Below are 13,699 nucleotides of genomic sequence, written 5' to 3' on the forward strand. Positions count from 1 at the left end.
AGTTCCCGTCCGACTTACAAAGGCCCACCGCCTCGGTCCGCCATGCGCGCGGACGAACTCGACCCCGACCTCGCCGCGGCGATCGCCGAGATCGAGTCGCTGGGCCTGCCCGCGTGGAGCGACCTCTCGGTCGATGCCGCCCGCCGCCTCGAAGACGACCTGTTCTCGGGACCGCCCGAACCGCCGGTGGCCGACGCCCGCGACCTCGCGTTCGACGGCCCGCACGGCGAGGTGCCGGTCCGGGTGTACCGCCCGGCGGGGGCGCCCGATCCGATGGGCGCAGGGGGCGACCCGCCGGCCCGCGCCCTCGTCCACTTCCACGGCGGCGGCTGGACGCTTGGGACGCTCGATTCGGTCGACGGGATCTGCCGCGAGCTCGCGGTCCGCGCCGACGCGGTCGTCGTCTCCGTCGACTACCGGCTCGCGCCAGAGCATCCGTTCCCCGTCGCGGTCGACGAGGCGACCGCGGCGCTGGAGTGGGTCACCGAGACGGCGGACGCGCTGGGCGTCGATCCCGACCGGACCGGCGTCTCGGGCACCAGCGCCGGCGGCGCGCTCGCGGTCGCGGCGTCGCTCCGCGCGCGGGACGTCGGAGACGCGCCGACGCCCGCCGGGCAGTTCCTGCTGTACCCGATCGCCGGCCGCGACTTCGAGACGGACTCGTACCGGGAGAACGCGGACGGCCCGCTGCTCACGCGCGAGGACATGCGGTGGTTCTACGAGCAGTACCTGCGGAGCCCCATCGACGCCGCGAACCCGTACGCGGTCCCGCTGGAGGCGACGGACTTGGGGGACCTCGCGCCCGCGACGGTCGTCACCGCCGGGTTCGACCCCCTGCGCGACGACGGCGTCGCGCTCGCGGACCGGTTCGAGCGCGAGGGAACGCCGGTCGAGCACCGTCACTACCCGGCGATGGCGCACGGGTTCTGTAGCCTCGCGGACAGGGTGGCCACCGCGGAGACCGCCCTGTCCGCGGTCGCGAGCGACGCGCGATCCCGGCTGTGATCGGTCGCCCGAAGCGTCGTCCGCCGACCGGTCCCGTCGGACGGCGGCGAGCGGAAATCGCGGCGCGAGGTCAAAGCATAACTCTCGCGAGGCCGTGTCCGTGAGTATGGAACGAGTCTCTATCGACGAGGTCGAGCCGAGCGCCCTCGGAAGCGACGTGGACCGCCGGGGGCTGTCGGAGCCGCTCGGGGCGACCGACGTGGCGCTCAACCGCTACCGCCTCGATCCTGGGGAGCGGTTCTCCGGCGGGCTTCACGCTCACACGGACCAGGAAGAGATCTTCGTCGTCGTCGAGGGGGAGGCGACGTTCGAGACGATGGACGGGGACGTGAGCGTCGGCGCGGGCGAGGCGGTCCGGTTCGCGCCCGGCGAGTTCCAGTCGGGCAAGAACGACGGCGACGAGCCGGTCGTCGCGTTCGCACTGGGCGCGCCCCGCGACAGCGAGGACGTGCGGATCCCGCAGGAGTGTCCGGAGTGCGGACACGAGAACATGCGGGCCGTTCCGAGCGACGACGGGTTCGATCTCCGGTGTCCGGAGTGCGGCGCCGAACTGGAGGGCTGACGCCGTCGAGGCGGGCGCGGGAGACGGGAGAAAACGGAGTCGGACCGGCGTCGGGACTCAGGCGTCGACGGTCGTCTTCACGATGCTCACGGGCGCGGTCGACTGCCGGGAGACGCGCTCAGTGACGGAGCCGAGCATCCGGCGGTAGTCGCCGGAGCGCGTCTTCGACCCCATCACCGTGAGGTCGACGTCCTCCTCGTCGGCGTAGCGGAGGATCTCCTCGTGCGGGACGCCGTAGCGGAGGGCGGTGACCGCCTCCACGTCGGCGTCGCGGGCGAGCGAGGCCACCGCGTCAAGCGACTCGCGGCCGGTCTCTTCGAGCGTCTCCTCGGCGCCCTCGGCGCCGTCGACGAACTCGTCGCCGGAGTAGGCGTTCACCACGCCGCTGTCGACGACGTAGAGGACGTGGAGCGTCGCGTCGTAGCGGTCGGCGGCGTCGATCGCGTGGTCGATCGCGCGGTCGACGCCGACGCTGCCGTCGGTCGGGAGGAGCACGTTGTCGTACATACGCGGCGGTTCGTCGAGCGACCGAATAAATCGGTCGCCGTTTCCCGAACGGTTAACACGCTGTGTGCCCCCCGGAGTTCCATGACCGAGGCCGCGGACCGGATCTTCGTGAACGGGGAGGTACACACGCTTGCGGACCCGGATTCGGGCGGCGACGCGGTCTGCGAGGCCGTCGCCGTGCGCGACGGCGAGATCGTCCGGACCGGGCGGACGCACGACGTGGAACTGCTCGCCGGCGTCGACACGGACGTGGTCGACCTCGACGGGCGCGTCATCCTCCCCGGGTTCGTCGACGCGCACACCCACCTGACCACCGTTGGCCGCTACCTCCTCCACGCCGACCTCTCGGCGGCCGACTCCCCGGACGGGGCCGTCGACCTATTGGCCGAGCGCGCGGCGGAAGTGGAACGCGAAGCGAGCGAGGTGGAGGACCCCGAAAGCGACGACTGGGTCCTCGGCTACGGTTACGACGAGTCGACGTGGGACGACTCGCGCTACCTGACCCGCGCGGACCTCGACCGCGTCTCGACCGAGCGCCCGGTGGCGGCGTTCCGCGAGGACATGCACGTCGCGGCGGTCAACGGCGTCGCGCTCGGCCGCTTCGCCGACGCGCTCGCCGACGCTCCCGACGAGACGGTGCCCACGGACGACGACGGCGATCCGACCGGCGTCCTGCTCGAAGCCGCCATCGACCCGATCTACCGAGCGGTCGAGCCCGGCCCGGCCGAGACGCGCGCGGTCGTCGAGGCCGCGCTCGACGGCTGCGCCGCCCGCGGTATCACGGGCTTCCACGACATGGTCCGCAACTCGCACGCGCCCCGGGTCTACCGCGACCTCGACGAGTCCGGGTCGCTCACCGCCCGCGTCCGGATCAACTACTGGAGCGACCACCTCGACGCGGTCCGGGAGGTCGGCCTCGCGACGAACGCCGGGAGCGATATGGTACGGACCGGAGCGATCAAGTCGTACACGGACGGGAGCTTCGGCGGCCGGACCGCGCGCCTCTCCAAGCCGTACGCGGACGCGCCAGACGAGACCGGGCAGTGGGTCGTCGATCCCGACGAGCTGGACGAGGCCGTCGCAACCGCGACCGAGGCGGGCCTCCAGTTCACCGCCCACGCGATCGGAGACGAGGCCGTCGACGCCGTCTTGGACGCATACGAGCACGCCTCCCGGACCGACGCCGGGGAAGCCCGTCACCGCGTCGAACACGCCGAACTGGCCGACGACGACGCGATCGAGTGGCTCGCGGAGACCGGCGTCGTCGCGAGCGTCCAGCCGAACTTCCTGAAGTGGGCGCAACCCGGCGGTCTCTACGAGGAGCGACTGGGATCCGAGCGCACCGCCGAGACGAACCGCTACCGGGACATGCTCGACGCGGGGGTCCGGCTCGCGTTCGGCTCGGACGGGATGCCGATGGACCCACTGTTCGGGGTTCACCACGCGGTCAACGCGCCGGCCGAACCTCAGCGCCTCACCGTCACCGAGGCGCTGCGGGCGTACACCCGCGGCGCCGCGTACGCCGGCTTCGACGAGGACCGGCTCGGGACGATCGAGGTGGGGAAGCGGGCCGACCTCGTCGCGCTCGACGCGTCGCCGTGGGAGCGCGACGACGCGATCGACGATATCGACGTGGCGCTGACCGTCGTCGACGGCGACATCGTGTTCGACGGTCGGTGAATCGGCGGCCGAGGCGCGACCCTGCCGGAACGCCGAGAAAGCCGCAATCGCTGCCAGAAAACAGCAGTTATTAATCATGTAGTTCTAATCTGGGAGCATGACAGAGATAGCCGTCGAGTACGCCGCGGGAAACCGTCTCCGCTCCGAGGCCGAGACCGCCCGACGACTCATCGACGCGTACCTCGGTGACCGGCCCGACGTCGACCGCGTCACCCTCTCGCCCTCCGGCGAGTCCGTCTTCTGCGTCAGCGTCGAGGGCGACCGCATCTGGTGTACCGACACCCGCGAGTGGATCGACTCGATGGAGGCGGTGACCGCCGCGCGGCGCCGCCTCTCCGAACTCTCGTAACTCGCCTCGAAAACCCGGTTACTCGGTCGTTGCGGCCGCGTGCGAGTACGCGAACTCCCGCAGGAGCTTCGCGGCCAGCGCCGCCGCCTGCCCGTCGTCCCGGTCGTTCACCTCGACCGCGTCGAACCCGTCGGCGCGCGGCGCGACCGCGCGGACGAGGTCACGGACGGTCCGCGGCGCTACCCCGAACGGTTCCATCGTCCCCGTACCGGGAGCGTAAGCGGGGTCGAGCCCGTCGATGTCGACGGAGCAGTAGACCGTCTCCCCGGCGAACGCGTCGCCGTCGAGACCGTCGACCCACTCGCGGGCGTCCTCCGGCGCGACGACCTCCACGTCGGCGTCGGCCGCCCGGTCCCACTCGGCCTCGGACCCGGTCCGCGCGCCGACGATAACGGCGCGGTCGACGCCGAGGTCGTCGAGACACCGGCGCGTGACGCAGGCGTGGTTCAGCGGGTTCCCGTCGTATGCGTCCCGGAGGTCGAGGTGCGCGTCGCAGATGACGAGCGCGTCGGGGTCGACGGCCTCGACCCCCGCGTGCGTGACCGTGTGTTCGCCGCCGACGAGGAGCGGGACCGACTCGTCGTAGACGACGCTCCGCAGTTCGGCGGCGAGGTGGTCGAGGTACGCCGGCACGTCGTCCCACGGGCGCACGTCGCCCGCGTCGTTGACGCCCAGCGCGGAGAAGCGACTGTCGGTGCGGCGGTCGTAGTCGTCGTACGTCTCGGCGAATCGCCGGACTCGGTCCGGTCCGAACCGGGTGCCCGGCTGAAACGTGGTCGTGGCGTCGAGCGGAGCGCCGACGACCACGTAGGAAGCAGCTTCGCGGTCGGTCGTCGCCCCGGGGAACATCGCCGATTACCCGATGATCTTCCGTTGGCCCTCGTAGTCGAGGTACTCGATGTTGTCGTCCGAGGAGAAGTCTTCGCCCTCGGGAATGCGCATCGTGAACGTGTCGTAGGTGTCTAAGTCCATCACCTGAACCTCGTCGCCGCTGACGTTGACGACCTGTCCCTGCTTGCGCTGAATGATCGGGACCCACACCTTCGCGTCGACAGGCTGCGAGAGCGAGCGCTTCTTGTCGTCGAAGACGCCCTTCCCTTCGACGCGGGCCTTCGCGCTGCCGTGTTTACCGGGTTTGGCGGTGCTGTAGTGGTTGATCTTACAGGGCGCGTCGTCCATCATCACGTAGCTGCCCTCCTGGAGTTCGCGAACCTGCTTCTGCTCTCGCGGCATGTCCGCCAATTTCCCCGGCGCGGGTATAAACGGTTTGGAATGCCGCCGCTACCCGGCCCGAGACGGCGTCCAACCGCCCCGACGGCCTGCGGCGTGGTCGTGTACGTCCTCCGCTCGTCGGACGACCGAGTCGATCGCGTCACCGACGCCCTCGGCGACGACCTCTCCGGCAACGCCGGCGCGCCGATACGCGATGACGCCGACGTTCCGGCGGCCGCGTGCCTCCACGAGATCGCGACGCACGCGGACGGCGACCTCGGCGTTCCCCCGGTCGACTGGGGCGACGCGGTGACTCCGCGAGCGGCGGCGGGTCCTCCGGGGCGGCGGGCGCCGCCGCGGCGACGTAGCGACCATGACGGCGGCGACGTGGCAGCCGCGACGACCGCGGCGACCGAACTCGTCCCGAAAGCGAGCCTACGGGTCGAGCTCGTCCACGTACTCCTCCGGCTCCTCGTCGTCGTCGACGTTCCCGTCCGGCGGGACGAGTTGGCCCGTGTACAGGTAGCTGACGACGAACATGACGATGAAGCCGACGCCGACGGCCGCGGTCGTCCGCACGACGAACGGGATGTCGTTATAATAGAAGTACCGGTCCGAGACCGCCATGGAGACGAACGCCACCAACAAGATCTTCTGCTCGTCGGTGGGGTTGCGGACGAAGCCGACTACGTCGTTTTTGAGGTCGCCGAACACGCCCATCAGGCGTCACCCCCGTTCGTCGCGGCCGAGTCGACCGTCGGCGCGTGCTCCTCGATCACGCCGCTCACCCGATCGAGGCCCTCTGTCAACTCCTCGGTCGGGAGTCCGAACCCGATCCGGAATCGGTCCGGGAAGCCGAACAGATGCCCCGGTGCGAGGACGACGCTCGCCTCCTCGACGACCGTCCGGCAGAACGCCTCCGCGTCCGCGAAGCCGTCGGGGACCGTCACGAACGCGTTGACCCCGACCGGGTCGAGCCAGTCGAGGCCGTGGTCGTCGACCCACGCCGCGACCGTCTCGCGGTGGGCGGCGGCCAGTTCGCGGTTCTCCGCCAGGATCTCCTCCTCGGATCGCCCCAGCGCCTGCTTAGCGACGTGCTGGCCGAACAGGCTCGGCGAGATGGTCGTGTAGTCCTTCCAGCGCCACGCGCGCTCGACGACCGGCTCGGGACCGGCGATCCAGCCGAACCGGAGGCCAGCGAGCCCGTACGCCTTCGTGAGGCTGGTCGTCGAGATGCCGTGCGCGCCGTAGCTCGCGACCGGCGGCTGCGGGTCCTCCGCGAGCAGGCGGTACACCTCGTCGCAGAGCAGGTATGCGTCGCGCTCGACCGCGACGTCGTACACCGCCCGCATCGCGGCCTCGTCGTGGTACTGCCCGGTCGGGTTGTTCGGGTTGTTCACGACGATCACGGCCGTGTCGTCGCGGGCCGCGTCGGCGACGGCCTCCGGGTCTAACTCCCACTCGGGCGGCTCCAGTTCGACGCGGGTCACGTCGCCGAACGCGTCCGGGACGGCGTGGAGCGCCTGGTACGTCGGCGTGACGACGACCGCGTGCGTGCCGGAGCCGACGCCCGACGCGTCGGGGTCCGAGGCGCCGCCCGCCCCGTCGACGGGGGCGTCGTCACCGAGCAGCGAGAGGAACGTCAGGAAGTTCGCCTCCTGGGTGCCGCAGGTGAACAGCACCTCGTCGGCGGATCGGTCGTAGCGGTCGCCGACGGACGCCCGGAACTCCGGGTCGCCGTTCGTCGGGATGACGTAGCCGAGCTCCCCCGGATCGAGGTCGAACCGGCTCGCGTCGAGCGACCGGATGCCGCTTTCGGCCAGCATGATGTCGGCCTCGTGTTCGTACTCCGCGAACCAGCGTTCGAGGCCGAACGGGTCGATGCGCATACCCCTCTTCGGGCGGGCGCGAGGTTAGGTGCTGTGGTTGGCGACGTCGTCGCGGACCGCTCCGGCGGCCGCCCGCGAATCGGGGGCACTGCGGGCCGCCATCGCAACGCATTTCGCCGGGGATTGCGACACGACGGCATGGTTCTCAACCGGCAGCGGCTGTTGGGCGTGCTGTTCGTCGCCATGGCGGCGCTCACGGCGGTCGCGCTGGCGGAGGTGCTGCGGACCGTCGTGTTCGCGGTCACCGTCGCGTACGTCCTGTATCCGCTCCGGCAGCGGCTCGTCGGCCGCGGCCTCTCGCGTCGGATCGCGTGCGTGGTCTCGACCGGCGTCGCGTTCGTCGGCGCGACCCTCCTCGTGGCGCCGCTGCTGTACACGCTGTACCGGCGGCGGTCGGAGCTGATAGCCCTCCTCGAAGGGGTCCCCGACCTCGTCCCGATCACCGTCGGCGGGTTCCAGACGGTGGTCGAGATCGCGCCGTACGTCGCGGCCGCGGAGACGTGGATCCGCGGGGTCGCGATCGCGGTCGCGGGCGCGGCGCCGGTCCTCGTCTTGGAGGTCGTCGTGTTCACCTTCCTCGTGTACGGCATCCTCTACCGGCCGCGGGCGGTCGAGGCGGCCGTCTTCGGCGTCGTCCCGCCCGAGTACCACGACATCCCCACACGGCTCCACGAGCGGACGCGGCAGACCCTCTACTCGATATACGTCCTCCAAGCCGCGACCGCCGCCGCGACGTTCGTTCTCGCGGTCGCGGTGTTCCGGACGCTGGGCTACGGCTCTCCCGTCCTGCTCGCGGTCATCGCCGGCGTCCTCCAGTTCATTCCCGTCGTCGGTCCGAGCATCCTCATCGTCGCGCTCGGCGCTCTGGACTTCCTCGTCGGCGCGACCGGGCGGGCGGCCGCCGTGCTGGTAATCGGGCTCGTCGTCGTCGCCTTCGTGCCGGACGCGGTGATCCGCACTCGGCTCGCCGGCTGGACCGGGAAGATATCGCCCGGTCTCTACTTCGTCGGATTCGTCGGCGGCATCCTCACCCTCGGGGCCGTCGGCGTCATCGTCGGTCCCCTCGCCGTGTCGCTGCTGCTCGAAGCGATCGACATGCTCTCCGAGCACGTCGACCCGACGGACTCGGTCGGTGGCGACGCGGGCTCGACACAGTGACCGGCGACGCGGGCCCGACGCAGTGACCGCCGACGCAGGGCACCACCGGCACGGCTTTCCATGGCCCGACCCTCTGTCCGACACCTGATGTCCTCGACGGATCCCCCAACCGCGGTCGGCGCCGCGCCGACCCTCACGGCGCGGCGTCTCGACGGACTCGCCGATCGCGTCTTCAGCTCGCCGGACGGAAGCGGCGACGACGGCGACGGCGCGATCGACGTCTCCGCCCCGGCGACTGACGAGCGGATCGGGCGCGTGCCGGCCTGCGACGCCGACGACGTGTCCGCCGCGGTCGAACGCGCCCGCGACGCGCAGACGGCGTGGGCCGAGGTGTCGGCGACCGAGCGCGCCCGTATCGTCGACCGGTTCGGCGACCTCGTCGCGGACCGCCGCGAGGAGCTGCTCGACGTGCTCCAGCTGGAGACCGGGAAGTCTCGGCGCACCGCGGTCGAGGAGCTGTTCGACGTGCCGACCGGCTGCTCGTACGTCGCGAGCGAGGCTCCGGGCGCGCTCGCCGAGGAGCGTCGCCGTGGGGTCGCGCCCGGCGTCGCGACCGCGACGGTCACCCGCGAACCGGTCGGCGTCGTCGGCGTCATCTCGCCGTGGAACTACCCGCTGACGCTGTCGATGGCCGACGCGATCCCCGCGCTCGCCGCGGGCAACGCGGTCGTGCTCAAGCCGGACGAGAAGACGCCGTACGGGGCGCTGCTCCTCGCGGAGCTGCTGGAAGTCGCCGGGCTCCCCGACGGCCTCTTTCAGGTCGTCACCGGCGAGGGGCCTCAGGTCGGGCCGCCGCTGATCGACGCGGTCGACTACGTCGCGTTCACCGGTAGCACCGCGACCGGCCGGACCATCGCGGAGCGCGCGGGCCGGAACCTGATCGGCTGTTCGCTGGAGCTCGGCGGCAACAACCCGCTCGTCGTGCTCGGGGACGCCGACGTCGACGAGGCCGCCCGCGGCGCGGTCCAGGCCTGCTTCTCGAACGCCGGGCAGCTCTGTCTCTCCGCGGAGCGGATCTACGTCGTCGAGTCCGCCTGCGACGAGTTCCTCGACGCGTTCGTCCGCGAGACGGAGGCGCTCACGCTCGGGACGGGGTACGACTACGACGCCGACCTCGGCTCGCTCGTCGACGCCGACCAGTTGGCCCGCGTCGAGTCGCACGTCGAGGACGCCCGCGAGCGCGGGGCGACGGTCGAGACCGGGGGCCGAGCGCGGACGGACGTCGCGCCGTACTGCTACGAGCCGACCGTCCTCACCGGGGTCGAGCCGGACGCCGCGGTCGCCTGCGAGGAGACGTTCGGTCCGGTCGCCGCGGTGACGGCGGTTCCGGACGCGGACGCGGCGGTCGCCGCCGCGAACGACTCCCCGTACGGCCTCAACGCGAGCGTCTGGACCGGGGACCGCGAGCGAGGCGCCGAACTCGCCCGCGAGATCGACTGCGGGACCGTGAACGTCAACGACGCGTTCCTCGCGACCTGGGGCGCGGTCGACGCACCGATGGGCGGGTTCGGCGACTCCGGCCTCGGTCGCCGACACGGGCCCGAGGGGATCCGACGGTACACGGAGACGCGGACCGTCGGCGTCTCGCGGGTCGGCCCGCTGACGTTCCCAGACCGGATCCCGACCGACTGGTTCGTCCGGGGCGCGTTCGCCGCGACCCGGCTCGGTCGACGGATGCGTCGCGGCGTCGACGAGGTCCGTCGTCGCCTGTCGCGCCGCTGACTGACCATGCGGAATCGACGGCGCGCGACCGACGACGGCGAAAAGCGGGGTTACTCCGCGTCGTCGATCAGGTCGCCGAACACCGACGCCGCGGTGTCTGGCACGTCGAAGTCGTGGTAGTGCTCGCCCTTCTCGTTCGAGAGGATGTTGAGCGCGGCGGCGGCGCCGTCGCCGGCGGAGATGACCGCCTGCCACTCCTCGGCACGGGCCATTGCGCCGGTCGCGTAGGCGCCCTCGACGCTGGTCTCCATCGACACGCCGACGCTGACGGTGTCGTCCTCGTCGAACTCGCAGCCGAGCGCCTCCGCGAGGTCGCGGTTCGCGCCCGTCGCGAGGACGACGTAGTCGGCCTCGTACTCGCCGTCCTCGGTCGTCACGGTGAACCCGCCGCCTCCGTCCTCGACGCCGGTGACCTCCTCGCCCTGGCGCCGGTCGACGCCGAAGTCGTCGGCCTGCTGGCGCGCGGTCGCCATGAACTCGCTGCCGCCGACCGAGCCCACGCCGAGGTAGTTGAACAGGTGCGCCTTGTGCATCCACGTCTCGTCCGTGTCGAAGAGGACGGTGTCGAGGCCGTTCTTGCTCGCGAACAGCCCGGCGCTCAGTCCGGCCGGTCCACCGCCGACGATTGCGACATCTGTCATGGTCGCTACAACGCAGTCCCGAACATAAGGCTTGGCGGAAGCGGGGATCGGTCACGGCGGACCTCGCGGCGACCCCCGTCGACGCGGCCGACACCTCACTCCGCGAAGTCAGAGAGGGACCCGGTCCCGTCGCCCGCGCCACTCCCCTCGTCGCCCGTGTCCGGCTCGGTGTCGCTCCGGTGCGTCTCGCCGTCGCTCGTGTCCGGCTCGGTGTCGCCGGAGGCCGATCCGCCCCACGGGTCGTCGGGATCGACCGGTGCGACGGCGCGGGCGAGCTCCGCCTCGTCGTACTCGACCTCCTCGTCGAGCACCATCGCGAGCCGCTGCCACCGCGCGCTCTGTTCGTCTTCGCCCTCCGGGCCGACGCGCGCGCCGTGCGTCTTGAAGAACCGGGTGCCGCGCCCGCGCTTGGATCCCTCGCCGGTGTGCCCGTCGAAGACCGCGTCGAACTCCCCGTCCGGTTCGAGGTCACCGACGGGGAAGTCGTGCGCCGGCTCCTCCCCGCGGGCGCGCGCCTCGGCCCGGAGATCGGCGACCGCGCCGAAGTAGGCGTCCGCGTTCGACGCCTCGCGTGTCGAGCGAGCGCGGGCGGCCGCGAGCGCGGCGTGGATCCCGCAGAGCCGGCCCTTCCACGCGTCGGGCTCCCAGCGCTCCGTCGCGAGTTCTTCGTAGCGCTCGATCGTGAGCGCGACCTCGTCGCCCGCGCGCAGGTCCTCGACGACGTAGAGGTTGAGTCGGTCCCAGAGGTTCCAGGCGTACCCGGAGCGCGCCAGCTCCCACGCCGCCCACGCCGCGATCTCCTCGTCGGAGCGCCGAACCGCCTTCTGGAGCAGGCTGGAGACGACGTACCGGCTGTACCCGCCGTCGGTCTCGTTCGGCTCTTTCTCCTCGCCGAAGTCGTTCTCGCCCGTCGCGTCCGGCGTCCGATCGGTTTCGAGGCTCCCGTCGGACCCGAACGTCGCCTGTCTGTCGTCGCCGTCGGCCATGTCCCCGCTCCCGCCGCGAGAGACTTAACAGCCCCGCGGCGAGCGTGGGTCGCGAGCGGGGTTCGAGTCCGGCGATCCACCCCGCGGTACGGCGGATCACACCTGCTCTGAAAGGGAACTCTTAAGTCGAATCCGGCGGCTATGTTTCGGTAACCGCCCTTAGCTCAGCCTGGTAGAGCAGTCGACTGTAGATCGACTTGTCCCCCGTTCAATTCGGGGAGGGCGGACTGAATTTCTGACTCGTGAGCGACAGCGAGCGGGTGAGGCTTTTCTTTTTCAGCGAGAGAGTTGGTTAGTAGTAGCACGCGAGTAAGCTGAACGACTTTCCTGCCTATTTATACTGAAACCAGCGCAACACGGGATCGATGCGCGTTCGACCGAGGCTGGTCGCGGTCATCGGAGTCGTCGCGGTCGTCGCACTGTCCGGCTGCGCCGGGGGTCCGGGCCCCGCCACCGACGGGGATTCACCGACCGGCGACCTCAACTCGCCGCCGACCGATCCGGCGGGAGTCGACCCCGGCGACCCGGACGACACGGCCTGGACCGGCACCGTCGTGCGCGTCGTCGACGGCGACACGGTGGAGGTCGAGTTCCCGAACGGCGAGGTCGACACCGTCAGGCTCCTCGGCGTCGACACGCCCGAGACGAGCGCCGACGTGACTTCGCCGGGTGAGTTCGAGGGGATCCCCAACACCGACGCCGGCCGCGCGCACCTCCGAGCGTGGGGCGGTGAGGCGGCCGCATTCGCCGAGTCCGAACTCGCCGGCGAGGAGGTCACGGTCGTCGCCGGCGGGGACCGACGCGGCGGCTACGGGCGGCTGCTGGCGGTGCTGTACGTCGACGGTGAAGATTTCAACGAGCGCCTGCTGACCGAGGGGTATGCGCGGCTGTACGACACCGAGTTCGCGCTACGCGACGCGTACGCGGCGGCCGAAGCCGACGCGAGGGAACGCGGGGTCGGACTCTGGGCGTTCGACGAGTCCGACTCCCCCGCCGATGCGGGCGCGGTCGACGCCCCTGTGCCGGCGTAACACACTTAAGAGCGCGCTCGGTACGATGTCGTAGTGGCATCCCGACAGGGCGGGTCGGGGGACGCGGAGCCCCTCGGGCCCGGATCGACGGAGCGTCGGACCGTTTCCACGACCGCCGCCGGCCGGCAGGCAGACGCCCGGCCTCGGTCGCCGCCGGAGTCGCCCGCGCGCCGCCGCGCTCGGGCCGGCCGATCCGGCTCGACCGGCCGAACCGGCGAGTATCGGTCGATCGACCCCCCGCACGGCGGCGAGGCCGCCGCCCGGACGCCGGAGGATCCTCCCGTGCGCGACCCGGGCCGCTACGCGCTGACCGATCACTTCCGTGAGCGGCTCGAACAGCCCGGTCGGTACGTCTCGACGCGCACCGTGAGCGACGCGATCCGCGAGGGGCAGCTCCGGTGGAACAGCACCGACGGGTGGCGGTTCGCCCTCGTGGAGGGCGGCGTCCGGTTCGTCGTGGTCGTGAGCGACACGGAGACGAACTCCCCGGTCGTCGTCACCGGCTGGACCGAGGTCGCGGACCGCGAAGATGCGCTGGAGGCCTCGCGGTGGGACGGGGTCGACGTCGACACCATCGCCGTGCGGGCCGCGCTGAGCGAGTCGGCGTCGACGCCGATCCCGGACCGGATCCGCCCCCGGACCGTGACCCGCCCGTTCGAGGTGGGCGAACACCGCCTCGAAACCGAGCCGGGCGAGCCATTCGTGCGCTGTACCGACTGCGGCTGCCGGTTCCGCTCGAAGGAGGGGATCACCTCGCGGCGGTGTGGGCAGCGGTCGCCGGGCCGCTAGTCGGCGATACTCATTTCTACTCAACTCCATTCTGTTCGCTCGGTTCACGAGTGGCCAAGTCGCTGCGCTGGCGCGCGCCTCCGAGCGCCCGCGGGGCGCGAGGAGTCCGTGCGAGGGAGTCGCAACCGTCGGGAGCGACGAGGCCGGGGAGGCGTGAGGCCGCGGGGC

Annotated in this window: 16 protein-coding genes and 1 tRNA gene; 9 read left to right on the top strand and 8 right to left on the bottom strand. The window is 71.4% G+C overall.

What is annotated here, in order from left to right; all coding sequences use genetic code 11:
* The first annotated feature begins 42 nt into the window (after positions 1 to 42).
* A complete protein-coding gene (locus EXE47_RS06870; RefSeq protein WP_089308764.1) occupies positions 43 to 1,005 on the top strand; it encodes an alpha/beta hydrolase in 963 nt (320 codons plus the stop codon).
* Between the two features lie 106 nt (positions 1,006 to 1,111).
* Positions 1,112 to 1,567 carry a cupin domain-containing protein gene (locus EXE47_RS06875; protein WP_089308765.1) on the top strand — a complete coding sequence of 152 codons (456 nt, stop codon included), beginning with the start codon at positions 1,112 to 1,114 and terminating at the stop codon, positions 1,565 to 1,567.
* A gap of 57 nt (positions 1,568 to 1,624) precedes the next feature.
* Here the strand turns inward: EXE47_RS06875 and EXE47_RS06880 are convergent, their stop codons facing one another.
* A complete protein-coding gene (locus EXE47_RS06880) occupies positions 1,625 to 2,074 on the bottom strand; it encodes a universal stress protein (protein WP_086216017.1) in 450 nt (149 codons plus the stop codon).
* A gap of 81 nt (positions 2,075 to 2,155) precedes the next feature.
* Here EXE47_RS06880 and EXE47_RS06885 point away from each other — a divergent pair, with 81 nt between their 5' ends.
* Together EXE47_RS06885 and EXE47_RS06890 are read left to right on the top strand one after the other, a co-directional pair.
* Entirely contained in the window at positions 2,156 to 3,754 is a 1,599-nt protein-coding gene (locus EXE47_RS06885; RefSeq protein ID WP_089308766.1) for an amidohydrolase, read from the top strand.
* Between the two features lie 97 nt (positions 3,755 to 3,851).
* The gene (locus EXE47_RS06890) at positions 3,852 to 4,103 is read left to right on the top strand and encodes a hypothetical protein (RefSeq protein ID WP_049932517.1); all 252 of its coding nucleotides are present in this window, start codon (positions 3,852 to 3,854) and stop codon (positions 4,101 to 4,103) included.
* 18 nt (positions 4,104 to 4,121) lie between these two features.
* Here EXE47_RS06890 and speB read toward each other — a convergent pair whose 3' ends face one another.
* From speB to EXE47_RS06915, 5 genes are all read right to left on the bottom strand, one after another.
* Positions 4,122 to 4,952, bottom strand: a complete 831-nt coding sequence (gene speB, locus EXE47_RS06895) for an agmatinase (protein WP_049932519.1) — start codon at positions 4,950 to 4,952, stop codon at positions 4,122 to 4,124.
* 6 nt (positions 4,953 to 4,958) lie between these two features.
* Entirely contained in the window at positions 4,959 to 5,336 is a 378-nt protein-coding gene (locus EXE47_RS06900) for a translation initiation factor IF-5A (protein WP_049932521.1), read from the bottom strand.
* A 48-nt stretch (positions 5,337 to 5,384) separates the two neighbouring features.
* Positions 5,385 to 5,579, bottom strand: coding sequence for a hypothetical protein (locus tag EXE47_RS06905; protein ID WP_094495395.1), 195 nt, complete (start codon positions 5,577 to 5,579; stop codon positions 5,385 to 5,387).
* Between the two features lie 171 nt (positions 5,580 to 5,750).
* Complete coding sequence (locus tag EXE47_RS06910) at positions 5,751 to 6,035, bottom strand: hypothetical protein (protein ID WP_049932525.1); 285 nt, start codon at positions 6,033 to 6,035, stop codon at positions 5,751 to 5,753.
* The gene (locus EXE47_RS06915; RefSeq protein WP_089308767.1) at positions 6,035 to 7,204 is read right to left on the bottom strand and encodes an aminotransferase class I/II-fold pyridoxal phosphate-dependent enzyme; all 1,170 of its coding nucleotides are present in this window, start codon (positions 7,202 to 7,204) and stop codon (positions 6,035 to 6,037) included. Before EXE47_RS06915 ends, EXE47_RS06910 begins: the two co-directional genes overlap by 1 nt.
* Positions 7,205 to 7,342: 138 nt before the next feature.
* Between EXE47_RS06915 and EXE47_RS06920 the strand changes: the two genes are divergently transcribed.
* Both EXE47_RS06920 and EXE47_RS06925 read left to right on the top strand, forming a co-directional pair.
* Positions 7,343 to 8,362, top strand: a complete 1,020-nt coding sequence (locus tag EXE47_RS06920) for an AI-2E family transporter (protein WP_049932528.1) — start codon at positions 7,343 to 7,345, stop codon at positions 8,360 to 8,362.
* A gap of 87 nt (positions 8,363 to 8,449) precedes the next feature.
* Positions 8,450 to 10,084: a succinic semialdehyde dehydrogenase gene (locus EXE47_RS06925; protein WP_086219765.1), complete on the top strand. Its 1,635-nt coding sequence runs from the start codon at positions 8,450 to 8,452 to the stop codon at positions 10,082 to 10,084.
* Between the two features lie 50 nt (positions 10,085 to 10,134).
* Here the strand turns inward: EXE47_RS06925 and EXE47_RS06930 are convergent, their stop codons facing one another.
* Positions 10,135 to 10,725: an NAD(P)/FAD-dependent oxidoreductase gene (locus EXE47_RS06930; protein WP_137703729.1), complete on the bottom strand. Its 591-nt coding sequence runs from the start codon at positions 10,723 to 10,725 to the stop codon at positions 10,135 to 10,137.
* 95 nt (positions 10,726 to 10,820) lie between these two features.
* Positions 10,821 to 11,711, bottom strand: coding sequence for a hypothetical protein (locus EXE47_RS06935; RefSeq protein WP_089308770.1), 891 nt, complete (start codon positions 11,709 to 11,711; stop codon positions 10,821 to 10,823).
* Between the two features lie 153 nt (positions 11,712 to 11,864).
* Between EXE47_RS06935 and EXE47_RS06940 the strand changes: the two genes are divergently transcribed.
* The 3 genes from EXE47_RS06940 to EXE47_RS06950 all read left to right on the top strand — a co-directional run bounded on the left by EXE47_RS06940 (position 11,865) and on the right by EXE47_RS06950 (position 13,531).
* Positions 11,865 to 11,938 (top strand) — tRNA-Tyr (locus EXE47_RS06940).
* A 138-nt stretch (positions 11,939 to 12,076) separates the two neighbouring features.
* Complete coding sequence (locus EXE47_RS06945) at positions 12,077 to 12,742, top strand: thermonuclease family protein (protein ID WP_049932535.1); 666 nt, start codon at positions 12,077 to 12,079, stop codon at positions 12,740 to 12,742.
* A gap of 33 nt (positions 12,743 to 12,775) precedes the next feature.
* Positions 12,776 to 13,531 (top strand): hypothetical protein, encoded by a 756-nt coding sequence (locus EXE47_RS06950; protein WP_199237864.1) that lies wholly within the window; start codon positions 12,776 to 12,778, stop codon positions 13,529 to 13,531.
* The last annotated feature ends 168 nt before the right edge of the window (positions 13,532 to 13,699 follow it).

The sequence above is a fragment of the Halorubrum sp. GN12_10-3_MGM genome (genome assembly GCF_005435235.1).
In the GTDB taxonomy this organism is placed as follows: domain Archaea; phylum Halobacteriota; class Halobacteria; order Halobacteriales; family Haloferacaceae; genus Halorubrum; species Halorubrum ezzemoulense.